Origin of the sequence: Streptomyces tagetis (genome assembly GCF_018069565.1) — a bacterium.
In the GTDB taxonomy this organism is placed as follows: domain Bacteria; phylum Actinomycetota; class Actinomycetes; order Streptomycetales; family Streptomycetaceae; genus Streptomyces; species Streptomyces tagetis.
In genome coordinates this window covers 202,890-227,672 of sequence record NZ_JAGPNL010000002.1, presented here as the reverse complement: position 1 = coordinate 227,672, position 24,783 = coordinate 202,890, and the positions used below count along the sequence as shown (strand labels likewise).

23 protein-coding genes, 2 pseudogenes and 1 CRISPR repeat array (1 of these 26 cut by a window edge) are annotated in these 24,783 nt (G+C 71.6%); of the genes and pseudogenes, 10 read left to right on the top strand and 15 right to left on the bottom strand.

The features are described from left to right. Window positions 1-4: 4 nt before the first annotated feature. Window positions 5-871, top strand: a complete 867-nt coding sequence (locus J5Y05_RS09300; RefSeq protein WP_210870220.1) for an acyl-CoA thioesterase — start codon at window positions 5-7, stop codon at window positions 869-871. Between the two features lies 1 nt (window position 872). Here J5Y05_RS09300 and J5Y05_RS09295 read toward each other — a convergent pair whose 3' ends face one another. Both J5Y05_RS09295 and J5Y05_RS09290 read right to left on the bottom strand, forming a co-directional pair. Then, window positions 873-1,955 (bottom strand): DUF6397 family protein, encoded by a 1,083-nt coding sequence (locus tag J5Y05_RS09295; RefSeq protein WP_210870218.1) that lies wholly within the window; start codon window positions 1,953-1,955, stop codon window positions 873-875. A gap of 139 nt (window positions 1,956-2,094) precedes the next feature. After that, the gene (locus tag J5Y05_RS09290; protein WP_210870217.1) at window positions 2,095-2,508 is read right to left on the bottom strand and encodes a roadblock/LC7 domain-containing protein; all 414 of its coding nucleotides are present in this window, start codon (window positions 2,506-2,508) and stop codon (window positions 2,095-2,097) included. 118 nt (window positions 2,509-2,626) lie between these two features. On the opposite strand from J5Y05_RS09290, the gene J5Y05_RS09285 reads away from it, so the two are divergent. After that, window positions 2,627-3,055, top strand: coding sequence for a PPOX class F420-dependent oxidoreductase (locus J5Y05_RS09285; RefSeq protein WP_210870215.1), 429 nt, complete (start codon window positions 2,627-2,629; stop codon window positions 3,053-3,055). A 53-nt stretch (window positions 3,056-3,108) separates the two neighbouring features. Here the strand turns inward: J5Y05_RS09285 and J5Y05_RS09280 are convergent, their stop codons facing one another. After that, a complete protein-coding gene (locus tag J5Y05_RS09280) occupies window positions 3,109-3,741 on the bottom strand; it encodes a GTP-binding protein (protein ID WP_210870212.1) in 633 nt (210 codons plus the stop codon). A gap of 333 nt (window positions 3,742-4,074) precedes the next feature. Here J5Y05_RS09280 and J5Y05_RS09275 point away from each other — a divergent pair, with 333 nt between their 5' ends. Next, entirely contained in the window at window positions 4,075-4,683 is a 609-nt protein-coding gene (locus tag J5Y05_RS09275; RefSeq protein WP_210870210.1) for a class I SAM-dependent methyltransferase, read from the top strand. Window positions 4,684-4,739: 56 nt separating this feature from the next. On the opposite strand, the gene J5Y05_RS09270 is transcribed toward J5Y05_RS09275, so the two are convergent. Further along, entirely contained in the window at window positions 4,740-5,636 is an 897-nt protein-coding gene (locus J5Y05_RS09270) for an oxygenase MpaB family protein (protein WP_210870208.1), read from the bottom strand. Window positions 5,637-5,889: 253 nt separating this feature from the next. Between J5Y05_RS09270 and J5Y05_RS09265 the strand changes: the two genes are divergently transcribed. After that, entirely contained in the window at window positions 5,890-6,801 is a 912-nt protein-coding gene (locus J5Y05_RS09265; RefSeq protein ID WP_210870206.1) for a hypothetical protein, read from the top strand. A gap of 63 nt (window positions 6,802-6,864) precedes the next feature. On the opposite strand, the gene J5Y05_RS09260 is transcribed toward J5Y05_RS09265, so the two are convergent. The 4 genes from J5Y05_RS09260 to xylA all read right to left on the bottom strand — a co-directional run bounded on the left by J5Y05_RS09260 (window position 6,865) and on the right by xylA (window position 10,427). Then, window positions 6,865-7,878 (bottom strand): linear amide C-N hydrolase, encoded by a 1,014-nt coding sequence (locus tag J5Y05_RS09260; RefSeq protein WP_210870205.1) that lies wholly within the window; start codon window positions 7,876-7,878, stop codon window positions 6,865-6,867. Window positions 7,879-8,202: 324 nt separating this feature from the next. Continuing rightward, entirely contained in the window at window positions 8,203-8,385 is a 183-nt protein-coding gene (locus J5Y05_RS09255) for a tail-anchor membrane protein (protein WP_030417642.1), read from the bottom strand. A gap of 249 nt (window positions 8,386-8,634) precedes the next feature. Beyond that, a complete protein-coding gene (locus J5Y05_RS09250) occupies window positions 8,635-9,078 on the bottom strand; it encodes an NUDIX hydrolase (RefSeq protein ID WP_210870203.1) in 444 nt (147 codons plus the stop codon). Window positions 9,079-9,263: 185 nt separating this feature from the next. Continuing rightward, the gene (gene xylA, locus J5Y05_RS09245) at window positions 9,264-10,427 is read right to left on the bottom strand and encodes a xylose isomerase (protein ID WP_210870201.1); all 1,164 of its coding nucleotides are present in this window, start codon (window positions 10,425-10,427) and stop codon (window positions 9,264-9,266) included. Between the two features lie 179 nt (window positions 10,428-10,606). On the opposite strand from xylA, the gene xylB reads away from it, so the two are divergent. The 5 genes from xylB (at window position 10,607) to adh (ending at window position 17,956) form a co-directional block, all read left to right on the top strand. Next, entirely contained in the window at window positions 10,607-12,052 is a 1,446-nt protein-coding gene (gene xylB / locus J5Y05_RS09240; RefSeq protein WP_210870199.1) for a xylulokinase, read from the top strand. Between the two features lie 455 nt (window positions 12,053-12,507). Beyond that, entirely contained in the window at window positions 12,508-13,716 is a 1,209-nt protein-coding gene (locus tag J5Y05_RS09235; protein WP_210870197.1) for an ROK family transcriptional regulator, read from the top strand. Window positions 13,717-14,188: 472 nt separating this feature from the next. Continuing rightward, window positions 14,189-14,860 (top strand): N-acetylmuramoyl-L-alanine amidase, encoded by a 672-nt coding sequence (locus J5Y05_RS09230; protein ID WP_210870195.1) that lies wholly within the window; start codon window positions 14,189-14,191, stop codon window positions 14,858-14,860. 111 nt (window positions 14,861-14,971) lie between these two features. After that, window positions 14,972-16,231 carry a GAF domain-containing protein gene (locus J5Y05_RS09225; protein WP_210871401.1) on the top strand — a complete coding sequence of 420 codons (1,260 nt, stop codon included), beginning with the start codon at window positions 14,972-14,974 and terminating at the stop codon, window positions 16,229-16,231. A 201-nt stretch (window positions 16,232-16,432) separates the two neighbouring features. Next, entirely contained in the window at window positions 16,433-17,956 is a 1,524-nt protein-coding gene (adh, locus tag J5Y05_RS09220) for an aldehyde dehydrogenase (protein ID WP_210870193.1), read from the top strand. Between the two features lie 309 nt (window positions 17,957-18,265). On the opposite strand, the gene J5Y05_RS09215 is transcribed toward adh, so the two are convergent. From J5Y05_RS09215 to J5Y05_RS09185, 7 genes and pseudogenes are all read right to left on the bottom strand, one after another. After that, complete coding sequence (locus J5Y05_RS09215) at window positions 18,266-19,045, bottom strand: SDR family NAD(P)-dependent oxidoreductase (protein ID WP_210870191.1); 780 nt, start codon at window positions 19,043-19,045, stop codon at window positions 18,266-18,268. 73 nt (window positions 19,046-19,118) lie between these two features. Next, window positions 19,119-19,214: pseudogene (locus tag J5Y05_RS32595) on the bottom strand (hypothetical protein); the annotation flags it as partial. Between the two features lie 338 nt (window positions 19,215-19,552). Further along, on the bottom strand, window positions 19,553-20,788 hold the full coding sequence (locus J5Y05_RS09205) for a cytochrome P450 (protein ID WP_210870189.1): 1,236 nt from the start codon (window positions 20,786-20,788) through the stop codon (window positions 19,553-19,555). A 201-nt stretch (window positions 20,789-20,989) separates the two neighbouring features. Then, window positions 20,990-22,183 (bottom strand): NAD(P)/FAD-dependent oxidoreductase, encoded by a 1,194-nt coding sequence (locus J5Y05_RS09200; protein WP_210870188.1) that lies wholly within the window; start codon window positions 22,181-22,183, stop codon window positions 20,990-20,992. After that, a complete protein-coding gene (locus J5Y05_RS09195; RefSeq protein WP_210870186.1) occupies window positions 22,180-22,380 on the bottom strand; it encodes a ferredoxin in 201 nt (66 codons plus the stop codon). The genes J5Y05_RS09200 and J5Y05_RS09195 overlap by 4 nt, the downstream gene beginning before the upstream one ends. Next, window positions 22,380-23,009, bottom strand: coding sequence for a TetR/AcrR family transcriptional regulator (locus tag J5Y05_RS09190; protein ID WP_307853796.1), 630 nt, complete (start codon window positions 23,007-23,009; stop codon window positions 22,380-22,382). Before J5Y05_RS09190 ends, J5Y05_RS09195 begins: the two co-directional genes overlap by 1 nt. Before the next feature lie 32 nt (window positions 23,010-23,041). Further along, entirely contained in the window at window positions 23,042-23,671 is a 630-nt protein-coding gene (locus tag J5Y05_RS09185; protein WP_210870182.1) for a cytochrome P450 family protein, read from the bottom strand. A gap of 499 nt (window positions 23,672-24,170) precedes the next feature. On the opposite strand from J5Y05_RS09185, the pseudogene J5Y05_RS09180 reads away from it, so the two are divergent. After that, window positions 24,171-24,519: pseudogene (locus J5Y05_RS09180) on the top strand (transposase); the annotation flags it as partial. Window positions 24,520-24,554: 35 nt separating this feature from the next. Next, window positions 24,555-24,783: direct repeats of the CRISPR family, unit length 29 nt; unit sequence GGGGCCATCCCCGCGGGTGCGGGGAGCAG; it runs 44 nt beyond the window's last position.

Sequence of the window (24,783 nt, the reverse complement as noted above, 5' to 3'; positions counted from 1 at the left end):
ACCGATGACGAACCCGGCCGAGAGCCTCGTCTCCCTGCTCGACCTGGAGCGGATCGAGGTCGACATCTTCCGTGGCCGCAGCCCCGAGGAGTCCCTGCAACGGGTCTTCGGCGGCCAGGTGGCCGGCCAGGCGCTGGTCGCGGCGGGCCGCACCACGGAGGGTGACCGCCCGGTGCACTCGCTGCACGCGTACTTCCTGCGCCCCGGACGCCCGGGGGTGCCGATCGTGTACCAGGTGGAACGGGTGCGGGACGGGCGGTCGTTCACGACGCGGCGGGTCACCGCCGTGCAGCAGGGGCGCACGATCTTCAATCTGACCGCTTCCTTTCACCAGCCTGAGGAGGGAAGTTTCGAGCACCAGCAGCCGCCCTCGCGGAAGGTGCCGGGGCCCGAGTCGCTGCCGACGGTCGCCGAGGAGATCCGGGCGCACCTGGGCGCGCTGCCGGACCGGTTGGAGCGGATGGCCCGCCGTCAGCCCTTCGACATCCGTTACGCGGACCGGCTGCGCTGGACCCCGGAGGAGGTGAAGGGCGCCGAGCCGCGCAGCGCGGTGTGGATGCGCGCGGTGGGCCCGCTCGGCGACGACCCGCTCGTGCACACCTGCGCTCTGACGTACGCCAGTGACATGACGCTCCTGGACGCCGTGCGCATCCCGGTGGAACCCCTGTGGGGGCAGCGGGGCTTCGACATGGCGTCGCTGGACCACGCCATGTGGTTCCACCGGCCGTTCCGCGCCGACGAGTGGTTCCTGTACGACCAGGAGTCGCCGATCGCGATCGGCGGCCGTGGTCTGGCCCGCGGCCAGATCTACGACACGCAGGGGCGTCTGCTGGTCTCCGTCGTGCAGGAAGGGCTGTTCCGCGCCCAGTAGGTCACGGATGCCCGCGCCGCAGCCGGCCCAGCAGCACGCGGAGGGCTCCGGGCCTCCGGTCCGACGGTCGTACCGGTGCCCGGCGGGTCCCGTCGGGCGACGGCCGGGAAACCGGGCGCGGGACGGTGCGGCTCGGGCGGGCCGACGGACCCGGCCGGGATGCCGGGCGCCCCGCGTGCCCGGCGCGGACCGGCCGGGGCTGTGGACGGTGGACGCGCGGGGGCACCGTCCCGCGGCCTACCCGGCGGGGTGTCCGGGGCTCCGGAAGCGGGCGTGGTGCCGCACTGTGCTGTCGGGCAGCCTCCGTCTCGGCGGCCAGATCGGCCCGGAGCCAGTCGGCCTCGTCGCCTTCGCACGCGGTCGTGATCGACTCGACGATGTGTGCCGCCGGGGAACCCGGCGGGCCCTGGACCGGCGGCGCCGGGCGAAGTACGCGCAGGTGGGAGCGCTCGTAGGGGTCCGGGACGATGTCCGAGACATGGACCGGGTCCAGTAGTGAGGCGACGGCCGCCGCCCGTTCCCACGGCGCGTCGCTCCGGCGGAGCAGATGACCCAGGTACCGGCCCCGCCAGTTGCGGGGCCGCAGGTCCAGCCCCGCGTCCAACTGCTCCCGCAACCCCTCGGGCATGCGGCGCCTGAGCAGGGCGGTGTTCCTGCCGTCGGCGGCGAACTGCCGCAGTTCCCCGGCCTGGTACAGCCAGACCACGGCCCGGTACCGGTTGAGATGGAAGGCGACGGGCACGAGGAGCCCCAGCCGGGCGAGGCGGGTGAACCGGGCCTTCGTGATCTCCATGAGGGCCGCGCCCTCCGTGGTCCCCACCGTGCGCACCTCTTCGCGGAGCGCGTCGGGGAATCCCTCCTCGGCACGGAGCCGCTCGATCTCGGCACGGGTCACGCGACGTCGGCCGCGCTCCGCCTCGTCGGGTACGGTGCGGACCCGGCCCTGTTGGACGGCGATGTCCAACTCGATCCGTTTGAGGCCCAGTTCCCGTGCCGCCTGGCCCACAGCGACCGAGCCGTCGCGGGCGGCGGTGATCTGCTCGGCGAGGGCCGTGCTCTCGTGTGTGACGGTGTTTCCGGACATGGCTGGTCTCCCCCGTGGAGTGTGCCGGCCGACGCGGTCCGCGCCTGCCTGGTACAGAACCGTAGCCGCCGCCGCGAGATCCGAGGCAGGCCTGTGGACAACTCCGCGCCAGCCCCTGTCCGAACTGTGAAGCCCCTGGTCAGGGCGTTGCAGGAGGCGTCTGTCCGGGCTGCCGGGCATCGATGTCGAGATGCTCGCCGACCCGGTTGACGAGTAACGTCATCTCGTAGGCGACCCGCCCTATGTCGGACTCGGCGCCGCTGAGCACGCACAGGCAGCTTCCCGCCCCCGCGGCCGTGACGAACAGCAGCGCGTCGTCGAACTCGACCATCGTCTGCCGGACCCCGCCCGCGCCGAAGTGGCGCCCCGATCCCTTGGCCAGGCTGTGCAGTCCGGACGAGACGGCCGCGAGGTGTTCCGCGTCCTCCTGTCGCAGGCTGGTGCTCGCGCCGGTCACCAGCCCGTCGTTGGACAGGATGAGCGCGTGCCGCACGTGTTCGACACGCTCGGTCAGATCGTCCAGCAGCCAGCCGAGCCCATGCTTCTCCGCCATGTTCGGTCTCCCCCCTGTGGTCCCCGTACGTCGTCCCCTGATGTGCGGTCTCCCCCGGTCGGGGGTTCTGTCCGCCAGCCTTCACCACGGCCGGGCTCGCGGCAAGGAGGATGCTGGTATGGCAGAGAAGATGACCGAGGAGCAGTGGCGGGCCTTCGTCTCGGACGGCACCCGCACGGCAAAACTCTCGACCGTTCGTGCCGACGGCAGTCCGCACGTGGCACCGATCTGGTACTTGCTGGACGGTGACGAGGTGGTGTTCAACACCGGCAAGGAGACCGTCAAAGGACGCAATCTGCTCCGGGACGGACGGGTCGCCCTGTGCGTGGACGACGACCGGCCGCCGTTCGCATTCGTCGTGATCCAGGGGCGGGCCCGGCTCTCGGAGGATCTCGACGACCTCCGGCACTGGGCCACCCGGATCGCGGCCCGTTACATGGGAAGGGAGCGCGCCGAGGAGTTCGGTGCCCGCAACGGGGTTCCGGGAGAACTCCTCGTGCGTGTGGCCGTCGACAAGGTCATGGCGCTGAGCGCCGTGGCGGACTGAGCCCTCGCCCGCCGGCGTGTGCCCGGGACCGGCCGGACGGGGTCGTGCGCGCGTCAGCGGACGGAGTCGAGCAGCCGTGCCGTGTGCACGCGCCCGGCGTACTCGACGAGGCTGCTGAGCACGTGCTTCCCGGAGTTCCGGTCCCGCGCGTCGCAGAACACCACCGGTGTCCCGGCATCCAGGTCCAGGGCGCGCAGGATGTCGGGGGCCGCGTAGCGGAGGGCACCCGTGAAGTGGTTGACGGCCACCACGAACGGGATGCGCCGCTGCTCGAAGTAGTCCACGGCGGGGAAGCAGTCCTGTAGACGCCGGGTGTCCGCGAGGACGACCGCGCCGAGGGCGCCCTGCGCCAGGGTGTCCCACAGGAACCGGAACCGGTCCTGGCCGGGCGTGCCGAAGAGGTAGAGGAAAAGGTCGGGCAGCATGCCGATGCGCCCGAAGTCCATGGCGACCGTCGTCGTGGTCTTCGCGTCGGTGTCGTGGCGCAGGTCGGTGCCGTGCGCGCCGCGCGTGTCGGTGAGGTGCCGGCCCGCCGCGCCGTGGGGTTCCTCCGTGCGCACCGGCCTGATCTCGCTGACCGCGTCCACCAGGGTGGTCTTCCCCACGCCGAATCCCCCGGCCACCAGGATCTTCAGGGCCAGTACGTTCAGGTCGCCCACGGGGGCGCCGGGGTGCTCGGGGACCATCCATCACTTCTCTCGGGAGTGCGGGCAACGGTCGACGCGCGTGCGTGCCTGCCCGGAGCCCCGCTCAGCCTCCTGTGCGGTCCCGGCCCCGGTGCGGGACGCCTGCATGATGACAACCGGGGGCGTTCTGCGCACGATGGGACCACTTTGCAACTGTTCTGACCGCCCGACGATCGTTCGATGACCGATCGACTCATGCAGCAGCACAGAAGCAGGCACACATGTGCCGTAAATGATCATTAGCGTTCATGGGCCCAGGACGGGTTTCGTGCCTCTCCCTCTGCCACCCCGGGGCGGCGGTACCCCGTGTGCGGGTGCCGCCGATGGGGGATCATGCGGTGCATGAGCGACGACCACACCCACGTCCGGGAGTTCTTCACGGCCCGTGCCGCCGAATGGGACCTCCGGTTCCCCGACGACGGACCGGCCTACACCGGTGCGGTCACGGACATGGGCCTGCGGGCGGGGGACCGCGTCCTCGACGCCGGGTGCGGCACCGGACGCGCGCTCACGCCGCTGAGGGCGGCGGTCGGGCCGTCGGGCGTGGTCGTCGGAGCCGACCTGACGCCGGCCATGCTCCAGGCCGCCGTCCGTGCCGGAAGGGACCGCGACGGGGCTCTGTTGCTCGCCGACGTCGCCGCGCTCCCGCTGACTACGGAGGCGTTCGACGCCGTGTTCGCGGCGGGTCTCGTCGCCCATCTGCCCGATCCGTCCGCGAACCTGCGCGAGCTGGCCCGCGTCGTGCGTCCCGGTGGGGTGCTGGCGCTCTTCCACCCGATCGGCAGGGCGGCACTGGCTGCCCGCCAGGGGCGCCGGCTCACGTCGGCGGACCTGCGGGCAGAGCACAATCTCCGCCCGCTGCTGGCCGGTTCCGGGTGGAGGATGACGTCGTACGCCGACGAGGACGCCCGGTTCCTCGCCCTGGCCCTCCGCGAGGCCTGACGGCCGAGGCGGTCACGGGTACTTCGGCCGCTTCGGAAGACTCCGGTGCGGTGTGTTCATTCGGCGGGCGCCGCCCCGAGGTGACGTACGGGGCAGCCGCCTGTGCCGGGGACCGGGTGGGTACCCAACTCGGCCACCCGGTAGCCGTTCGGATAGCCCTTGACCTCCCGGTTCTGCCGGGCGTGGTGCGGGACACGCCGAGGCGGCAGCAAACGCACGGCACGCCCGCGCAGACGGACGGCACGCCGGACGAGGGCACGGGTGGCGGGGCTCGGCGGGTCGTAGCGGAAGGCCCTCAGCAAGGGCTCGTCGAGCAGTGCCAGGGTCCCGGCGCGCAGTGCGGGGGCGAGTGGACGCGGGTACCAGGAGGTCATGAGGTCGAGGGTGGCGTCGGATACCCGGCGCGCACCCTCGTCCCACCCGAAGTGGGCCTCCTCGTAGGCATCGAGGCAGCTCTCGAACTCCTCGTAGGTCTCGGGGATGTCCTTGATCCCCATGTGGCGTCCCAGTGTGCGGTAGTAGACGGCGCCGGCGACGGTCTCGTGGCGGGACATCCGGCGCCAGCCGTACGCGTCGATCCAGCGTTTGGGCATGACGACGAAGGTGCACAGGACGTAGCGCATGTCGTCGTTGGTGATGTCGTAACTGCGGTGCATCTGGTTCATCCGGCGGATCGCGGTGCGTCCCTGCACGCTGCCGAAGCCGTGCTCGACGACGGCGTCGAGGAGCAGGACGGTGTCGTCGTAGCGCTTCTGGCTCCGGGCGGTGAGTTCGGCGGTCTCGGCGAGCAGCCGGCCGACGCTGGGAACGGCGTAGGTGCGGTAGAGGGCCAGTTCCAGGGCGCGGGTGTAGTCCCAGGGGAACTCGTAGGCGGAGGAGAGCCGGTGGATCTCCCACGCGTCCCGGTAGGGGTCCATCCGCCGGATCTGTTCGAGCCGTTCGAAGCGCTTCACCGTGTCCGTCCCTTCCGCAATGGAACCCCAACTCTACGTTGAGTGGCGGGAGATATACGGTCAGCGTTCGCCGAGGACACGGCGATGTCCCCTGCTCCCGCTTCCGGCGGCTCGGCGTCACGACACGCGCGGCCGGGCGTGTCGTCGCAGCCGGTCAGGAGCTCCGCGGCCCGGGTGTGTCGGGGAGTCGTGACAATCGGCTTCCCCTCGCACTAGGGTGCGCGCCGTTGACGGAACCGACGGGGAGGCTGGGATGGCCGAGACGCAAGGGGACACCGTCACTGGCGAGGACGATGCGCTCTATGTGCTGACGGCGGTGTTGCTGACACCCGCGAAGTTCCCCAGTGTGCTGGGTGACGACTATCCGGAGGCTTGTGCGGCGCTCGGTCTGACACCCCTGGCCGACGGCTACGGTCTGGTGCTCGGCCAGGACGGTGACGGCGCCCGGTGGACGGTCGTGATCGACGACGTGTCCCTGGTCGCGGTCGCCGTGGCGTCCTGGGACTGCGGTATGGAGTACGACCTGTCACCGGACGAGAGTTCGGTCGTCACGGCTCTGCCGGGCTGGCCGCTCGCGGTCGCCGTGTCCGCGCCCGGCGTACCCGCCCCGCACGATCCCGTTCCCGGGGCGGGTGACGGTCCCGCGCTGGCCCCGCCCGACACCACGGGGTGGGGTCCCGCGCAGCGGCGTCTCGGCGCCGACGAGATCGCGATGCAGTGGGCGCGGTGGCGGGACCAGGTCGACGACGCCGATTTCCTGGTGCCGGACGGGGTTTCCGTACCCGGGGACGGTGCCGGACAGGACGTGGCGGAGCGCACGGACCACGGGCCGGGGCGGGATGCGCCGGGCGGCATCGCGGACAGGCCCGGCAGCCCGGAGGGGGCCGGCGGCAGCGGGCGCGGTGGAGTCCGCCGGGTGCTCGCGGAGGCGCGTGCCTACGTCGACACGCCGCCGCCGCTCGGCAGGGTCCGGTCGTCGTTCGCGCCGGGCGAGGCGCGCACGCTGCGGGCGGACGGCCCCGGCTGGTCGCTCGTGGCGAGGACGGACGACATCGCGTTCGTGCTGCTGGACGAGGAGCCCGGCGAGGTCCTGCCGGTGGGGCGTGGACCGGAGCTGCCCGGCCTGCTGGCAGCGCTGGACGAGATGGCGGTCCGCCCGACCTGACCGCGCTCGGGCGGCTCTCGGGCGAGGCGGGGCGGCCGGGCGGACGTCAGCGGTCCATGCAGGTCAGCGGCCGGCCGGAGCGAAGGGGTCCGGTGCCTGGGTGTACGTGTCCGAGACGTTGCCGGACAGGTGGATGTCGTCCGGGTCCAGCGTCATCACGGGTGCGCCGGGTGAGAGGTCGAAGGCGCCCAGTTCGGTCCACAGGAGGTTCGGGCTGGTGCTCAGCTCGAAGAAGTACCGCTGGTTGGTCAGATCGCACACCGTGCGGTATTCGGTGTTGTACACGGCGAACCTGCCGGACGCGTACGGGGCGCCGAAGGGCACGGAGGCGTTGCGGGTGATGGCGAGCACGGCGGCGACGGCCTGCCGTTCGTTCTCCGGCTTCGGCAGCAGGGCGCGGAAGTAGGCGGCGCGCTGGAAGCGGTCGACGGGGTTCACGTTGCCCGGCAGCGGGACGTCACTGGCGGCCTTGTCGTAGCCCAGTTCGCGCGCCTTGCGCACCTGCTCCTCCAGCAGGCTTCGCTGTTCGTCATAGGCGGGCGCGTTGGTCATGACGGTGTAGGCGCGGTCGTGGTGCACGACTTGCTCGCCCGCGATGTGCTCGATGATCGCGGAGTCGCCCCGGGCGTCCTCCAGGGCGACGTGGACCGTGGCCGCGAATCCGTTCATCTCGATCATCACGAGCTGAAAGGTGTCCAGGAGCGCGAGGGCTTCCTCCACGGTGGCGGCGTTGTCGAGGAGGTACTGGACCCACAGGCCCATGTGCAGTCCGGGCCGGCCGGGGTCACGGGGGGCGAGTTCGGTGATGTCCAGGTAGAGCATGTGGGCGGCGAGGCCGCGCTCGTTCAGGCCGTCGACCGTGCCGGCTCCGTAGACGGTCGTCACGAGGCTGCCGAGTCTGCTCGTCCAGGTGAGCGGATTCTCCGCGATGACGGTCTGGCCGCCCAGTTCGCCGCCGTCGCGCTCCAGTCCCTGCGGCAGGACGGTGAGCACGGGGTCGGTCGACTCGGGCCAGTCCATCGTCCGGCCGGACAGCACGGCGAGATCGTTGTCGTTCCACAGGACCCGCGTACACATGGGTGAGCCCCTTGTCTCCGGAGGGTGGGATGCACTTCGCCCACAGCCCTTCCCCGTCGGCCCTCCCCCGCCACGACGACGGGGGCAGGCGTACATGGATGGACGAGTGAGGGTCCTCCGGATGCCCGCCATGCGCCGGGCAGCCTCGCGCCGGGCCCGCGCCCGCGCCGGCCCGTGATGTATCCGCCCGACGGAGGCACCCGCGTCACCCGCGCGAGGAAGGAGCCCCGCCGGTCCCTTCCTCCCCCGAGCGGGCGAACCGACGCGGGTGACTCCGTGCGGGCCCGCGCCGACGACCGGGTGCAGGCCCCGGCGGTCAGGCGGTCAGCGGCCGATCTCCTTGCGGGTGACACGGCGCAGCCGGCGACGCTGCGCGGGGTCCAGCGCGAGGTACGCGGCGGCCGGGACTCCGAGGACGATCAGCAGGGCGGCCCACCAGGGCAGCCAGATCAGCAGGATGAGCCCGACCGCCACACCCCCTGCGGCGATCTTGGCGTTGTTCGACATGGTGTCGCCTCCTTCGCGGCCTTCGCCGCTCTCTGTCCTGAAAACGGGTCCGCGCCACCCGCGGTTCCGTGCGGCGACCCTGAGACGCCCCTGAGACGTCCCCCAGACACCCCTTAGGTGCCCGCCGAAGCGGTCCGGGGAACCCTCGGCGGTGTTCGCCCGGAACCCTCCACCGCCATGGTGACTCGGAACCCGCCTTCCGCGCGTCCCTGGGAGGGGTACGGTGCGGGCCGACGCGCGGGCGCCGGGTCAGGGCGCGAGGGCGCCGGTTCGGCGGAGCAGGGGCAGGACGTGGTCCGTGAGGGCGGGTGAGAGGTGGACGTCCGGTTCGTCCCCGGTGATCCACTTCATGTGGGCCAGCTCGGCGGCGGGCCGGGGCGGACGGTCGATCCCGGCCTGGAAGACGGTCAGGTGCAGCGGCACGCCCTCCAGGGCGGCGACGGATTCGACGCGGTCCAGGAGCCGGGGTTCGAGGGGTTCGACGCCGAGTTCCTCGTCCAGCTCGCGGATGAGGGCTTCGAGGGGCTCCTCGCCGTGGTCGGGCTTGCCTCCGGGGAGGTAGAAGACGTCCGGCGCCGCCCGCTTGCTCACGACCAGCAGCCGCCCGCGTTGGATGATCACCGCGGCGATGACCACCAGCGGTTCTCCCCCGCCGACGCCCGGGTCCGCCGTCACTCCGCTCTCTCGTGTCATGAGGACCATCCTTTCAGGGCTCTCCGGAGCCCTTGACCACGCTCCACACGCGCGGGGACTCGCCCTCGGCCCTCGGCCCGGCGTGTCCGGCACGCGGGTCCGCCTGCCCGGCCCGCCGACACGGAAGCCGCCCCGGCCCACCCGAGGACGGGAAGACGGGAGCGGCGTTCCGGAGAGCGGGTCGGTCAGCGGACGCCCATGAGGTGGTCCATGGCGAGCTGGTCGAGGTGCTCGAACGCCATCCCGCGCGCAGCCGCGGCCTCGGCGTCGAAGGTCTCGAAGGCGGTGGGGTCGGCGAGCAGGGCGGCCAGTCCGTCCTCGGCGGTGGGCCGGGCGAGGTCGTCGAGCCGGGCGGCGGCGAGGGCTTCCCGTACGGCCGGGTCGGCGCGGAAGGCGGCGGCCCGGTCCTTGAGGATGAGGTAGTTGCGCATGCAGCCGGCGGCGGAGGCCCACACGCCGTCGAGGTCCTCGGTCCGCGGCGGCTTGAAGTCGAAGTGCCGCGGGCCCGCGTACCCGGCGCGCTCCAGCAGGTCGACGAGCCAGAACGCGGACCGCAGGTCGCCCGCCCCGAAGCGGAGGTCCTGGTCGTACTTGATGCCCGACTGGCCGTTGAGGTCGATGTGGAACAGCTTGCCCGCCCACAGCGCCTGCGCGATGCCGTGCGGGAAGTTCAGCCCGGCCATCTGCTCGTGGCCGACCTCCGGGTTCACCCCGTACAGCTCCGGGCGCTCCAGGCGCTCGATGAAGGCCAGCGCGTGGCCCACGGTGGGCAGGAGGATGTCGCCCCGGGGCTCGTTCGGCTTCGGCTCGATCGCGAACCTCAGGTCGTAGCCCTGGGAGACGACGTACTCGCCCAGCAGGTCGAATGCCTCCTTCATGCGCTCCAGCGCGTCGCGCACGTCCTTGGCCGCCCCGGACTCGGAGCCCTCACGGCCGCCCCAGGCGACGTAGACGCTCGCGCCCAGCTCCGCCGCCAGGTCGATGTTCCGGATGGTCTTGCGCAGCGCGTAGCGGCGCACGTCGCGGTCGTTGGCCGTGAAGGCGCCGTCCTTGAACACGGGGTGCGTGAACAGGTTCGTCGTCGCCATCGGCACCTTCATGCCGGTGGCGTCCAGCGCCTGACGGAACCGCTTGATGTGCTCCTGCCGCTCGCTGTCGGACGAGCCGAAGGGGATCAGGTCGTCGTCGTGGAACGTGACGCCGTGTGCGCCCAGTTCGGCCAGCCGGTGCACGGACTCCACCGGGTCGAGGGCCCGCCGCGTCGCGTCGCCGAACGGATCACGGCCCTGCCAGCCGACCGTCCACAGACCGAACGTGAACCTGTCCTCGGGAGTGGGCTGGTAGTTCATTCCGCGGCTCCTTACTCACTGACGGCTATTTCGTCATGGCAGTTTACAAATTAGTATGCAGATGCACCCCTGGGAAGGGACACGGTGTCCCCGACGGAGCGGATTCCGGGCCGAGTGGTCCGGCAGCACGACGAAACCCAGGCCAATGGCCCGAGAGCCGCGGAAGAGGGAGTAGCCCGATGTCAGCACCCGAGGGTCCGCTCGTCGTCGGTGTGGACTCGTCCACCCAGTCCACCAAGGCGCTGGTCGTCGACACGTCCACCGGCCGGGTCGTCGCCTCCGGGCAGGCGCCGCACACCGTGTCCACCGGGGCCGGCCGCGAGAGCGACCCGCGCCAGTGGTGGGACGCCCTGTGCGAGGCCCTCGGCCAGTGCGGTGACGCGGCCCGCGAGGCCACCGCCGTGTCGATAGGCGGGCAGCAGCACGGGCTCGTCACACTGGACGCCGACGGCGAGCCGGTCCGCCCCGCCCTGCTCTGGAACGACGTGCGCTCCGCGCCGCAGGCCCGCCGTCTCGTCGAGGAGCTGGGCGGGCCCAAGGCGTGGGCGGAGCGCGCGGGCAGCGTGCCCAGCGCGTCCTTCACGGTCACCAAGTGGGCGTGGCTGGCCGAACACGAGCCGGACGCCGTGCGGGCGACCAAGGCCGTGCGCCTGCCGCACGATTACCTCACCGAGCGGCTCACGGGTCAGGGCACCACCGACCGCGGCGACGCGTCCGGCACCGGCTGGTGGGCATCCGGGACGGAGTCGTACGACGAAGAGATCCTCGCGCGCGTGGCGCTCGATCCGGCACTCCTTCCGCGTGTCGTACGGTCCGGCGAAGTGGCCGGAACCGTCCGGGACGCGCAGGGCCTGCCCTTCTCCAAGGGGACCCTCGTCGCCGCCGGCACCGGCGACAACGCTGCCGCCGCGCTGGGCCTCGGCCTGCGTCCCGGCGTGCCGGTGATGAGCCTCGGCACCTCGGGCACCGTGTACGCGGTCTCGCGGCACCGGCCGGCGGACCCGACCGGCACCGTGGCGGGCTTCGCCGACGCGCGGGGCGACTGGCTGCCGCTGGCCTGCACCCTCAACTGCACGCTCGCCGTGGACCGGATCGCGGCTCTGCTGGGCCTGGACCGGGAGGCCGTCGAACCCGGCACGGACGTCACGCTGCTGCCCTTCCTGGACGGCGAACGCACGCCGAACCTGCCCCACGCCTCCGGCCTGCTGTACGGGCTGCGTCATGACACGACCGCGGGCCAGCTCCTCCAGGCCGCGTACGACGGCGCCGTCCACTCGTTGCTCGGCGCGCTCGACCTGGTCCTCGACGAGGACGCGGACCCTGCCGCTCCGCTCCTGCTGATCGGCGGCGGTTCGCGCGGGGCGGCCTGGCAGCAGACGGTACGGCGTCTGTCGGGCCGCCCGGTCCAGATCCCGCAGGCGCGGGAGCTGGTGGCGCTCGGGGCCGCCGCGCAGGCGGCCGGGCTGCTGACCGGGGAGGACCCGGCGGCGGTCGCCCGGCGCTGGGACACGGCCGCGGGTCCCGTGCTCGACCCCGTGGAGCGCGACGAGGCGGCGCTGGACAGGATCGCCGGGGTGCTCTCCGACGCCGCGCCGCTGGTGGAGCGGGGTCCCGGCAGCCGGTGACGGCGGGGCCGTCACGGGGGGGGCGTCAGGGAGCGTGACGGGGAGGCGTCACGGGGGCCGCGCCGGAGCCGGCGAACGGTGACCGTGGCGGCCGTACGGCACGACGCCGACCGGGCTGGACGGTACGGAGGCGGACCCTCCGTACCGGGAGCGGTTCTCGCGGGGTCGGCTGCTTCCGCGCCGTGGGCACTCCCCCGCGCGCGTGCCCACGGGTTTGCGACGCGCGTGCCCGTGGGTTCGGGACGTGGGTGCCCGCGGGTTCGGGGCGTGCGTGCCCGCGGGTTCGGGGCGTGCGTCCGCCCGACCGCGCGGCCGGTCCGGGTCGCGGTGACGGTGCTCCCGGCGGGCGAAGGGCACCGCTCGCCGCACGGCCGGACCGCCTGGACAGAGGGAGAGACCCGCGTGGCGTACGCCGTGGACGGGGGACCGAGATGCGACCGAGGACTGACGCAGGCATGACCGCACAGCCGAACGAATCCCAGCCGGGCCGCCCCGGACGCGCGCTGCCGGACACCCAGCGCGGGATGCGTCGCCGCAACCTCTCGCGCGTGCTGCACGCCGTCGGCGCCGAGGGGCCCCTGTCGCGCGCCGGCGTCGCCTCCCGGATCGGACTGACGCGGGCGGCGGTCTCGACCCTCGTGGACGAACTCATCCGCTCCGGCCTCCTGGAGGAGCTGGGCCCCGAACGCCCCTCCAGGGTGGGCCGGCCCGGCTGGGCGCTCGCCCTCAGCACCCACGGCCCGGCGGGGATCGGGGCGGAGGTCGGTGTCGACCACCTCGCGGTCTGCGCGGTCGACCTGCGGGGCACGGTACGGTCGCGGGCCGTGCGGTACGGCAGCAACAGGGGACGGTCCCCCGAGTCGGTCATCGAGCGGCTCACCGGCCTCGTCCGGCGTGTCGTCGCCGAGGCCGAGGCCGAGGGTCTGTGGCCGGCCGGGCTCGCCGTGGCCGTGCCCGGCCTCGTCGCCCGCGACGCGCGGACCGTCGTACGCGCCCCGAACCTCGACTGGCACGACACCGACCTCGCCGCCCTCTTCCCGTCGGACGTGCCGCTGACGGTGGACAACGAGGCGAACTTCGGCGCGCTGGCCGAGCTGTGGCTCGGTGACGGCACGCCGAGCGACTTCCTGCACGTCTCGGCGGAGATCGGCATCGGCGGGGCCGTGGTGGTCGACGGGCGGCTGCTGCGCGGGACCCGCGGCTTCGCGGGAGAGCTGGGGCACGTGCCGGTCTGGCCCGACGGTCCGGAGTGCCCCTGCGGCGGGCACGGGTGCCTGGAGCAGTACGCGGGTGAGAAGGCGGTGCTGCGCGCTGCCGGGCTGGAGCCCGGCGAGGACCGGGTCGGGGTGCTGGCCGGGCGCGCGGCGGAGGGCGACGAGAACGTACGGCGGGCCCTGCGCGAGGCGGGCACCGCGCTCGGCATCGCGCTGACCGGGGCGGTGAACCTGCTGGACCCCGAGGCCGTGGTGGTCGGCGGCGCGCTCGCCGCGGTCGCACCGTGGCTGCTGCCGTCGCTGCGCGAGGAACTGTCCCGGCGAACGGCCGGTCCGGCCTGCCCGGTGTCCGCGTCGGAACTGGGGCCGCAGGGTCCGCTGCTCGGCGCCGCGCACTCGGTGATCCGGGGGGTACTGGACGACCCGGCGACGGTGGCCGAGCGGGCCTGAGGCTCCCCACGGAGCGAACTGCCGACGAGCGGGCCGTACGAGCCTTCGACCGCCGGGGGCAGCGGCACGTCCCAGGCGCAGCCGTGAAAGCACGTCACCCGCGGCGGGGCACCTTGGCGTCCGGCCACTCCCCCGGCTCGCCGCCTCGGCGGCCTGCCTTCCACAAGGCTCCGTCAAACACCCGATCGGGTGAAGGAGTTATCCACATTCCGGCGGCCGTCCACGGAACCGGTCCGCCTCCTGCAACCCAACCCGCCCTGGCCGTAACGTGATTCCCGCGGGGCGCGACAACGCGACGGCCGTGGACGACCACGCCCGCACCCCCGTGCCCCGCATCACCCCCACCACCGAACCACCAGAGTGACCGAGCATCAGGTATCCGGCAGACCGAGGGAGCACCTCACCACCGCAGCACTCAGGGTGCCTCGGCTGGTCCCCCCACCGACGAAAGGCAGTCCGTATGGACCGGGACATGGAGCAGACACAGGCGAAGGCCACGACGCCGTCGCCGAGCAGACGCGGGCTGCTGCTGACGGGAGCAGCGCTCGCCGCCGCCCCCTACGCCCTCTTCTCGGGCACCCGGGCCGCCGCGGCCCAGCCCGGGGACGACGAGCCGAAGCTCACGGCCGCCCAGCCCGAAGACGATCGGTCGAGGGCCGTCGACTACCCGACCGCAGACTGGCAGGCGGCGGACCCGTCCAACTACAGCAGGTCGAGCCGCCCCGCCGCCTACCCCCTCGACTACGTGATCATCCACGTCACGCAGGAGACCTACGCCGACACCCTGTCCATCTTCCGCGACCCGGAGAGAGCGGTCTCCGCGCACTACGTCGTGCGATCCGCCGACGGGCACGTCGCCCAGTGCGTCGCCGAGACGGACATCGCCTGGCACGCGGGGAACTGGGACTACAACACCCGCAGCATCGGAATCGAGCACGAGGGCTGGGTGGACCGGCCGGAGTACTTCACCAACGCCCTGTACGAGGAGTCGGCCCGGCTCACCGCCGCGATCTGCACCAAGTACGGCATCCCCAAGGACCGGGCCCACATCCTCGGACACCACGAGGTGCCGGGCAGCGACCACACGGACCCGGGTCCGCTGTGGGACTGGACCCGCTACATCAGACTCGTGAACTTCGCCTGACCCCGGCGACCCGCCACGCCCGGACGACCGGGCCGGCCGGAAAGGTTGTCCGCGCGTACCCGGGGAGCAACCATGTCCTCCACCATCCCATCGCTGTCCGGGGAGGCCGAGATGAGCGATTCGTGGCTGGCTCTGGAACCGGGAGCCGACCCCGTCGAGCGCGCACGGACACTGCGGCGCGCACACGAGACCTTCACCCGGGCGGGCACCGTGTCACGGCCCGTGCGGGACGTGGTGGCCGCGTCATGGCGGCGGTCGGTGCGAGCGGGGGTCGGCCCGGACGGCACCGCGAGCGTGGAACTCATGGACGCCGACCTCAGCGCGTACCGGGCCGACCATCCGCTGGCGCGGGTGATGCCGCTCGTCCGTGAGCTGCTGGGCACGTTCGCCGCCGACGGAGAACACCTGCTGGCGGTGTGCGACGCGCACGGCAGCCTGCTCTGGGTCGAGGGACATCGGGCGACCCGGCGCCGGGCGGACCGGATGAACTTCGTGCCGGGTGCCCGCTGGGCGGAGTCGGCGGTCGGCACGAACGCGCCGGGTACCGCGGTGGCCGTCGGCCGGCCCGTCCAGGTCTTCGCGGCCGAGCACTTCATACGCCGTGTCCAGCCCTGGACGTGCGCGGCGGCTCCGGTCCACGATCCACGGACGGGGCGGGTGCTCGGCGCCGTGGACATCACCGGTGGGGACGGGCTGGCGCATCCGCACAGCCTCGGCTTCGTGCAGGCGGTCGCCCGCGCCGCCGAGTCTCACCTCGCCCTGTCCGCCCCGGAGCGGCCGGCGGAGGATCACGCCGAGCTGACCGCGCTGGGCCGCGCCGAAGCGCTGCTGACCACCGGAGGCCGCAGGGTCCGGCTCAGCCGGCGGCACAGCGAGATCGTCGTCCTGCTGGCCCTGCACCCGGAGGGGCTGACCGGCGACGAACTGCTCTGCGCGCTGTACGAGGACGAACGGGTGACCCCGGTGACGCTCCGCGCGGAACTCGCCCGTCTGCGCGGGGTGCTCGGACCGGGTCGGCTGGCGTCCCGTCCGTACCGGCTCACCGTGCCCGTGGAGTCCGACATCGCGGTGGTGGAGCGGCGGCTGCGTTCCGGGGCGATCACGAAGGCGGCGACGGCGTACGCCGGTCCGCTGCTGCCTGGCTCGCAGGCCCCCGCCGTGGTCCGGATGAGGCACCGGCTCGCCGACGCCCTGCGCAACGCGCTGATCGCGCGCCGCGACCCGGACCTGCTCGCCGACTGGGCGCACGCTCCCTGGGGCGAGGACGACCTCGACGTCTGGCGAGCACTGGCCACGGTCCGCCCCACCGCGGCGGCCCGGTCGCGGCTGGCCGCCCTGGAGTCCGAACTGGCGGTGCCGGGGAGGTGGTGAGACAGGGCGGACGACGCGCGGGAAGGGAGCTGCTTGCCAGGGGCCGGCGGCCCCGGCCGGCCCCTGGCAAGCGCCCGCCCTCACCCTCACGGTGCGGGGGGGGTGCCGGGAGACACGCAACGTCCCCGCAACCTCCGGCTCCCTACTCTCGCCTGGAGAGCTGTCCAACGGCGGGCGGCACTCGATCAGGGAGGCATCAGGATGACCCGTTACGCGGCGCCCGGCACCGAGGGCGCGATCGTCTCCTACCAGTCGCGGTACGACCACTTCATCGGCGGCGAGTACGTGCCGCCCGCGCGAGGCCAGTACTTCGAGAACCCGTCTCCGGTGAACGGGAAGCCCTTCACGGAGGTCGCCCGCGGTACGGCGGAGGACGTGGAGCGGGCGCTCGACGCGGCCCACGGGGCGGCCCCGGGCTGGGGACGGACCCCGGCGGCCGAGCGCTCCGGCATCCTGCTGAAGATCGCCGACCGGATGGAGGCGAACCTGGAGAAGCTGGCGGTCGCCGAGAGCTGGGAGAACGGCAAGCCGGTGCGCGAGACGCTGGCGGCCGACATTCCGCTGGCCATCGACCACTTCCGGTACTTCGCGGGCGTGATCCGGGCTCAGGAGGGTTCGCTCGGCGAGGTCGACGACGACACGGTCGCGTACCACTTCCACGAGCCGCTGGGCGTGGTCGCGCAGATCATCCCGTGGAACTTCCCGATCCTGATGGCGACCTGGAAGCTCGCGCCCGCGCTCGCCGCCGGCAACGCGGTGGTGCTGAAGCCCGCCGAGCAGACGCCGGCCTCGATCCACTACTGGCTGAGCCTGGTGGCGGACCTGCTGCCGCCGGGCGTCCTCAACATCGTCAACGGTTTCGGCGTGGAGGCGGGCAAGCCGCTCGCGTCGAGCCCCCGGGTGGCGAAGGTGGCGTTCACCGGGGAGACCACGACGGGGCGGCTGATCATGCAGTACGCCTCGGAGAACATCAAGCCGGTCACGCTGGAGCTGGGCGGCAAGTCCCCGAACATCTTCTTCGACGACGTGTGGGCGCGGGACGACGACTTCCGGGACAAGGCGCTGGAAGGCTTCACGATGTTCGCCCTGAACCAGGGCGAGGTCTGCACCTGTCCGTCGAGGGCCCTGATCCAGCGAGGCAACTACGCCGAGTTCATGGAGGCGGCCGTCGCCCGTACCGAACGGATCACGCCGGGCCACCCGCTGGACACCGACACGATGATCGGCGCGCAGGCGTCCAACGACCAGTTGGAGAAGATCCTCTCCTACCTGGACATCGGCAGGCAGGAGGGAGCCAAGGTCCTCACCGGCGGGGAGCGCCTGGAGCAGGAGGGCGAGCTGAAGGGCGGCTACTACGTCCAGCCGACGATCTTCGAGGGCAGCAACCGGATGCGGATCTTCCAGGAGGAGATCTTCGGCCCGGTCGTGGCGGTCACGTCCTTCGACGACTTCGACGACGCCATCAAGACCGCGAACGACACGCTGTACGGCCTCGGCGCGGGGGTGTGGACCCGCGACATCAACACCGCGTACCGCGCCGGCCGCGCGATCCAGGCGGGACGCGTCTGGACCAACTGCTACCACGCCTACCCCGCCCACGCGGCGTTCGGCGGCTACAAGCAGTCGGGCATCGGCCGGGAGACCCACAAGATGATGCTGGATCACTACCAGCAGACGAAGAATCTTCTGGTGTCGTACTCGCCGAAGAGGCTGGGCTTCTTCTAGACACCGAACAGGGCGCCTGACCAGGGCAGGTGCCCGGCAGGCGCCCCTCTCGGCGCGCATCTGAAGCAGCGAGCCGAAACGCGTCCTTACTCCCGATGCCTACCACCCCTGCCCCGGCTCCGACCAGCGGTTCCGGGGCATTTCCGGGCCGAGGAGCCCTCAGCGGAGGCGATCCATCCGTGCTCCCAGCGGCTCACTCCGCCTCGCGGACAGGGGGGAAGCGAAGGGCGTGCGTCATGAGAGGTGAGTCGGTTGCTCGTGTGTGTGCTCGCCCGGCCCAAGGCCGTCCTCGGCGTACGGACGTTCCTCTCACTTCGTCATCGACCGGGCCATCATGGTGAGGGCCTCGCGTCGCGGCATCGACAGGAGCGTGGCGTAATTCCCCCGGTAGTGCGGGCTGGGAATGTACGTCGGCCCCTCAGCCAGGTGCTCCAGTGCGCAACGGGCGACATCCTCCGGCGACATCAGGTCTTGCAGGCTCGCGGGATCGATGCCTTGCAGGCGCGGCGCCTCCGTGTCGGTGGCCCCCGGGCACAGGGTCAGGACGTCCACGCCCGCGGGCTCGAGTTCCGCCCACAGCGCTTCGCCGAGAGCATTCGTGTAAGCCTTGGTGGCCGAGTAGACGGCCGAGTACGGACAGCCCAGCAACCCTTCGACCGAGCTGGTGAAGAGCACACCGCCACGGCCCCTCAGTCTCATCCGGGGGACCAGGGCGTGCGCGAGTCGCATGGGTGCCAGGCAGTTCACCGCGAGCATGGACGAGAGGACATCGGCGTCCGTGTCCTCGAACCTTCCCTTCACACCGAACCCGGCGTTGCTCACCAACAGGCCCACATCCAGACCGTCTACCGCCTCGAGAATCCGGGCGGGCGCCGCCGGATCAGCGAGATCGGCCTGCACCACGGTGGCGCGCACCCGGTACTGGTCCCGCAACTCCTCAGCCAGCCGCCGCAGTCGATCGCCTCGTCGGGCGACAAGAACGACGTCAAGGCCGCGTCCGGCCAGTTGGCCGGCGAATGCGTATCCGATACCCGAGGAGGCGCCGGTGACCACCGCGACCGGACCGTACCGCTGGGCGAAATCAGTCATGCCACATCATCCTCGTCGTGTGTGCCGTCAGAGCAGCCCGCGACCGCTGGTCGGTGGCCACGGGTGCTTGCTGTCAGGCGAGTTGGGTGCCACCGTCGGCACACGGCACCTGGCCGGTGACAAACGCCGCCGGGTCGGATGCCAGGTAGACGACCGCCGCCCCGACCTCCGAATCGGTCGTACACGGCGTCGCGCAGGGCGGCCACCTCCGTCCGGTCGGTCACGTGGGCTCGGTGCCAGAAGGCGTCCGCCGCACCACGGTCACGCAACCCCGCACGCCTTGCGTCCTTGCTCTTCATCGCGGCCCGCGATCGGGACCGCCGCCCCTTCCCTCGCGAGGGCCGCAGCGGTGCTCCTGCCGATGTTGGCACTTCCGCCGGTGACGACGACCGAGCGTCCGGCCAGGCCGGTGTGCGTGTCCCTCTCGTCCCGCGCCGGGGCCGTAGACCGGCCCCGCATGCGATGTGCCGGCGGTTCGCTCTCGTGGTGACATCCGCACGACCGGAGTCACCAGGTCACGGGCAGCTCGTGCAGGCCGTAGATCACCGCATCGTACTTGAAGCGGGTCTCCTCCAGCGGGACCGCCGCGCGCAACGTGGGAATCCGGCGGAACAGCGTCGGGTAGAGCACCTGGAGTTCCAACCGGGCCAGTGGCTGGCCGATACAGTGGTGGGTACCGCCGCCGAATGCCTGATGCTGCCGGGCATTGCGAGTGATGTCGAGGCGGTCGGGGTCCTCGAAGACCAGAGGGTCGCGGTTGGCGAGTTCCCCGAGGAGAATGACGCCTTCCCCGGCCGAGATGGTCTTCCCGGCGATCTCGATGTCCTCCACGGCGGTGCGCCGACGGCCGAGGTGCACGATGCTGAGGTAGCGCAGCAGTTCCTCGACGGAGTCGACGACGACGTGCTGGTCCTCCGCGTCGCGGATGGCGGCGAGCTGCTCGGGATGCTGAAGCAGCAGCAGCGTGCCGAGACTGATCATGTTGGCGGTCGTCTCGTGGCCTCCCAGAAGCAGAAGGACGCCCATGGTGGCCGCCTCGCGCCGGGTCAGCTCGCCCGCCTCGACGTGTCGGCCCAGTTTCGACAGCAGGTCGTCACCCGGTTCGGCGATCTTCTCCCCGATCAGACCGTCGAGGTACTGCGACAGCGCCGCGTGGGCGGTCTGACGCTGTTCTCCGGTCGCCACGGCGGACACCAGGGTCTTGCTGTTCGTCTGGAAGAACTCGTGGTCCGCGTAAGGAACGCCGAGCAGTTCGGAGATGACCAGAGAAGGCAGGGGCAGAGCGAGGGCCTGCACGAGGTCGACGGGCTTGGGGCCGTCCAGCATCTCGTCGATGAACGTGTCGGTCATCCGCTGGATGCCCGGACGCATCGCCTCGACTCGCTTGATGGTGAAGGTGCCACTGATCATCCGGCGCAGCCGTGCGTGCTCAACATCGTCCATGCCCACGAAGCTCAGGTCGGGCCGCGCGTGGGGGTGGCTGTACTGAGGATCGACCGGGCTGGGGAAGCCGGGGTTGGCGAAGTCGACACTCAGCCGTGGATCGGCCAGGAGGGCCTTTTGCTCGGCGTGACCGGTTACCACCCAGGGGGTGCTGCCGCCCCAGGAGCGGACACGGCTGACCGGTCCGCCGTCCGCCAGTGCCCGCATCTGTGGGGACGGAGCGAACGGGCAGGACGCCGAACGGGGCGCCGGGAAGTCAGGAATGGCCGTCGTGTCGGTGGGTACGGGGTGCGTCGTCATGGTGGTTCCTAAAGGTGGGCTTGAGAAACTGTGTGTAACGGATGGTTGACGGCCCGGCGGATGTCCGCCCACGTGGTCTCGTCGGACGAATCACGTGGCGCCGCATCCCCTGCCGTTGGGGGGGGCACACCGCCGGGCCCGTCCGGGAAACGGGAGCCGTCTTTGGGTACAGGTCGCGAGGAGGGCGGCGCCTCGCCGCGATCACGGCGTGGCAGGCTCCGGCGGTCGCGTGTACTGATCGACGATGCTCGCCCGGTGAAGACGTGCTTGCCGGGGCATCTTCCAGCCGAGTACGCCCATCGGTCCTCGCGGACCGTTGTGGCGTACCACGAATCGGCTTTCGCCGGGGTCGCCCTCGACGATCTGGGCCTGGGAGTCGGCTGAGGGCAAGCCGTATGCCTGCAGCTTCACGTCGAACTGGTCGGTCCAGAAGTACGGCACCGGGAGATAGGGGCGATTCTCACCGAGGATGTCGGCGGCCACGGCCAACGCCTGTTCCGAGGCATTCGTGCGGTTCTCCAGTCGAAGCAGCCGTCCCAGCCCCTGATGGTGCCAGCGAGCCACGTCTCCGACGGCCCACACCCCCTCGGCGGCGCGGCAGTGCTCGTCGCACACGATGCCGTCGTCCAGCCGTAGGCCGCTGTCCGCCAGCCAGTCGGTGGCAGGCAGGCCGCCGACAGCGGCCACGACCACGTCGGCCGGCAGGTCCTCCCCGTCGCTCAGTCTGACACCCGTGACGGCGCCGTCCCTGGACACCAGTCCCTCCAGCAGCACTCCGCTGTGAAGGCAGACGCCATGGCGGCGGTGAAGATCTGCGAGGTGGTCTGCAACGAGCGGTCCCAGTTGTTCGGTCATCGGGGCGGGCTGCGGACCGACCAGGCAGACTTCCAGCCCCATGGACCGGGCGGTGGACGCCGTCTCCGCACCGAGTACGCCGTCGCCCACGACGACGACCCGCTCGGTCTTGAGCAAGGCAGAGCGCAGGCGGACGGCGTCACCCACGGTTCGTATGACGTGTACGCCGCTCATGCCGGCCTGGTCCGGCAACTCGCGCGCTTTCAGACCCGTGGCGATGACGATCGCGTCGGCTGTCACCCTCAGCCCCGAGGCGGTACGGACCCGGCGGCCGTCGGCGTCCAGTTCTACGGCTGGATCGCCCAGGACAAACTCTGCGGCCAAGGCATCCAGCGCTTCCTTCGGACGTAACTGCGCACGGGTGGTGTCCCAGGCTCCGGAGAGAACCTGCTTCGACAACGGCGGCCGGTCGTAGGGCAGTTCGCTCTCGGCGCCCACCAACGTCAGACGCCCGTCGAATCCCTTGCGACGCAGCGCCTCGGCGGTGCTGAGGCCGGCTGCGGAGGCACCGACCACCAGCACGTGCTGGGGAGTGTTCACGCCTTCTCGTCCAGATGGATGGCGGCGGCCGGGCAGACACTTGCCGACTCGCGTACCACGTCCTGGTGTTCGGCGGCGGGTTCGGCCTCCAGCAGGACGACGATGCCGTCGTCGTCGCGCTGGTCGAAGACCTCGGGGGCGATGAGCACGCACTGGCCGGCGCCGCAGCACTTTTCCTCGTCAACGGTGATTTTCATCATGCTTCCTGAGTGTGGGGGTGGGTGATCGGAGCCGCGAAGAGGCCATAGACGGCATCCTCGAGCTCATTGGCGGTGTCCGACCAGGTCTGGGACGGCACGGCCGTTTCGTCGGCCAGGTCCCGTTCCTGCTCGGCACAGGTGTGGGTGATGAGATGACGGGCCATGGCACCGCGCCTTCGGCGGACCCCGGCGGGAAGCCCGGCCAGGTGTCGTTCCAGCCCTCGAATCACGACGGCGAGCCCAGGCCGTGCGAGTGCGTCCTCGGTGACCAGGTTTCGGGTCACCGGGTCAGTGAGGACCTGAACCATGCATCGGGCCTGCCAGGACGGGCTGCCCAGCCCGGCAAGGTGCTCGGTCACCGGCCGCACCAGGCAGCGCACCCAGGCGCGTAGGTCGGCACCCTCCGCGACCTCACTCGCGTGGCGGGCTCGCAACAGGTCGACCGCTTCGCCGTGCCGGGCCATGACGGCGCGAACCAGATCCAGCCGGGTGCCGAAGTGGTAGTTGACGGCCGCGATGTTGCCTTGGCCGGCGGCCTGGCTGACGCTCCGATTGGAAACCGCCGCCAAACCCTCCTCGGCATAGAGCTGTTCGGCCGCCGTGAGGATCGCCTCGCGGGTGGCCACCGAGCGAGTGTTCACGCGGGGCCGTCCGACGCTCACCACGTGACGGGCAGTTCGCGCCGGGGAGCGGTGAGCATGCCGTCGTGGCGACAGAAGTCTCCGGGGTTCACGGGGAGGCCCAGCGTGGGGAGCCGCTCCAGCAGTACGCCAAGCACGGCTTGGAACTTGGTACGGGCAAGGGGCCGGCCCAGGCAGGAGTGCCGGCCGGAACCGAACGTGCCGTTGCGGTCGAAGCGCAGGGTCTCTTCCACCGCTGACCTGATCTGCGAGCGATCGGCGAGGAGCAGTTCCCCTCGCGCGTGGTCGGCTGACAGGTGTGCGGCCATCGTGGCGATAGACCCGGCTGTGGTCTCGTGATCGGCCGGCAGCGGTGCCTGCCCGGTGGCGACCAGACCCTCCTCGGGCATCGGCGCACCCTGGCTGTCGCTGCCGAGAAGGAGCCGGCTGATGAGGTCGCCTCCCGGCGCGTCCCACTTCGTCCTGACGAGACGCGACATGCAGTCGGCGACGGCCTCGTGTGCGGACTCGTTCTCCTCACAAGAGGACTTGGTGGTGTTGATGACCAGGCAGTCCCGCCGCAGCTCTCCCCACTCGGTGGGCGGCTCCGGGGCCGCGGGCGCGGTGAACGGGTGACCAGGCGCCGCCTCCGGGCCAACATCCTTCATGGGTACTCCAGTTGGGGGAGGGAGAACCGTCTCGCAGAAGCAAATCGCACGGCTTCAAATAAATCAAGCGCTTGAATTAAATGGCCGGAACGTGTGCTTCCAGAGTCGTTGGAGCCGGTCGGCGGCCCCGCACCCGGCCTGGCGAAAACCCCCCGAGCAGGAACCCGTGGCCGCTCCGACCTCACGGCCGCGCTCCACGTCGGGCCCGCCGGGCCACAGAAGAGGCCCAGATCAGCGTCACCCAGCCCTTCGGCCTCGTGGCCGACAACTGGGCCACCGTCGTCACCACCCCGCGTCCCTCAGCCTGGCCTGGGCGAAACACGCCGGGACCGTCGCACGCCGCAGCGGCCTCACCGCCACACCCGCCGAGGGCGTCGCCCCGCTCCACGACGAGCTGCGGCTCAGCATCGTCCGGATCGCCACAATCACCGGTGCGGAACCGGCGACGGCATCCGTCCTCCTTGCAATCCATCTCCTTTGGCTGGGTGGACTGTTGGCTGTGGCGGGGATTGTTGAGTGGCTGGTTCCGGACGAGTTGTGGGAGCTGTTCCAGCGTGTGGTGCCGGAGGCGCCGTCGCGGCCTCAGGGTGGTGGCCGGCGCCGCCATGGTGACCGGGAGGCCCTGGCGGCGATCGTGTTCGTGGCAACGTCGGGCTGCACGTGGCAGCAGTTGCCCTCGGCGTCGTTCGGGCCGTCCGGTGCGACGACCCCCCGCCGGTTCACCGAGTGGACGAAGGCCAGGGTGTGCGCCTAGCTCCACCGCCTGGTCCTCGACGAACTCGGCCCCCGTGGCGACCTGTACTGGTCGAGGTACGCGATCGACTCGGTGAACATGCGGGCTCTGAGAACGGCTCCGCCGGTGCCGGTCGACGTCCACGTCACCGGGGCGATCCCCGCTGGTGCGGGGAGCAGTCCCGGAAAATGTAGGGGATGGCGCCGGAGGTGGGGCCATCCCCGCGGGTGCGGGGAGCAGACCATACCCCTAGTAGTGGGCAGTACACCCCCGGGGCCATCCCCGCGGGTGCGGGGAGCAGCCCTCGGAGTATGACCGGCTGCCCGCACACAGGGGGCCATCCCCGCGGGTGCGGGGAGCAGCGGAGCAAGCCTCCGAA

Coding starts and splice junctions, on each gene's coding strand:
- J5Y05_RS09215 (WP_210870191.1), bottom strand. CDS start 19,045: ATGACTGATTTCGCCCAGCGGTACGGTCCGGTCGCGGTGGTCACCGGC.
- J5Y05_RS09255 (WP_030417642.1), bottom strand. CDS start 8,385: ATGTCGAACAACGCCAAGATCGCCGCAGGGGGTGTGGCGGTCGGGCTC.
- xylA (WP_210870201.1), bottom strand. CDS start 10,427: ATGAACTACCAGCCCACTCCCGAGGACAGGTTCACGTTCGGTCTGTGG.
- J5Y05_RS09295 (WP_210870218.1), bottom strand. CDS start 1,955: ATGTCCGGAAACACCGTCACACACGAGAGCACGGCCCTCGCCGAGCAG.
- J5Y05_RS09300 (WP_210870220.1), top strand. CDS start 5: ATGACGAACCCGGCCGAGAGCCTCGTCTCCCTGCTCGACCTGGAGCGG.
- J5Y05_RS09230 (WP_210870195.1), top strand. CDS start 14,189: ATGGAGCAGACACAGGCGAAGGCCACGACGCCGTCGCCGAGCAGACGC.
- J5Y05_RS09185 (WP_210870182.1), bottom strand. CDS start 23,671: ATGAAGGATGTTGGCCCGGAGGCGGCGCCTGGTCACCCGTTCACCGCG.
- J5Y05_RS09265 (WP_210870206.1), top strand. CDS start 5,890: ATGGCCGAGACGCAAGGGGACACCGTCACTGGCGAGGACGATGCGCTC.
- J5Y05_RS09260 (WP_210870205.1), bottom strand. CDS start 7,878: ATGTGTACGCGGGTCCTGTGGAACGACAACGATCTCGCCGTGCTGTCC.
- J5Y05_RS09290 (WP_210870217.1), bottom strand. CDS start 2,508: ATGGCGGAGAAGCATGGGCTCGGCTGGCTGCTGGACGATCTGACCGAG.
- J5Y05_RS09195 (WP_210870186.1), bottom strand. CDS start 22,380: ATGAAAATCACCGTTGACGAGGAAAAGTGCTGCGGCGCCGGCCAGTGC.
- J5Y05_RS09235 (WP_210870197.1), top strand. CDS start 12,508: ATGACCGCACAGCCGAACGAATCCCAGCCGGGCCGCCCCGGACGCGCG.
- J5Y05_RS09225 (WP_210871401.1), top strand. CDS start 14,972: ATGAGCGATTCGTGGCTGGCTCTGGAACCGGGAGCCGACCCCGTCGAG.
- J5Y05_RS09275 (WP_210870210.1), top strand. CDS start 4,075: ATGCGGTGCATGAGCGACGACCACACCCACGTCCGGGAGTTCTTCACG.
- J5Y05_RS09280 (WP_210870212.1), bottom strand. CDS start 3,741: ATGGTCCCCGAGCACCCCGGCGCCCCCGTGGGCGACCTGAACGTACTG.
- xylB (WP_210870199.1), top strand. CDS start 10,607: ATGTCAGCACCCGAGGGTCCGCTCGTCGTCGGTGTGGACTCGTCCACC.
- adh (WP_210870193.1), top strand. CDS start 16,433: ATGACCCGTTACGCGGCGCCCGGCACCGAGGGCGCGATCGTCTCCTAC.
- J5Y05_RS09285 (WP_210870215.1), top strand. CDS start 2,627: ATGGCAGAGAAGATGACCGAGGAGCAGTGGCGGGCCTTCGTCTCGGAC.
- J5Y05_RS09250 (WP_210870203.1), bottom strand. CDS start 9,078: ATGACACGAGAGAGCGGAGTGACGGCGGACCCGGGCGTCGGCGGGGGA.
- J5Y05_RS09205 (WP_210870189.1), bottom strand. CDS start 20,788: ATGACGACGCACCCCGTACCCACCGACACGACGGCCATTCCTGACTTC.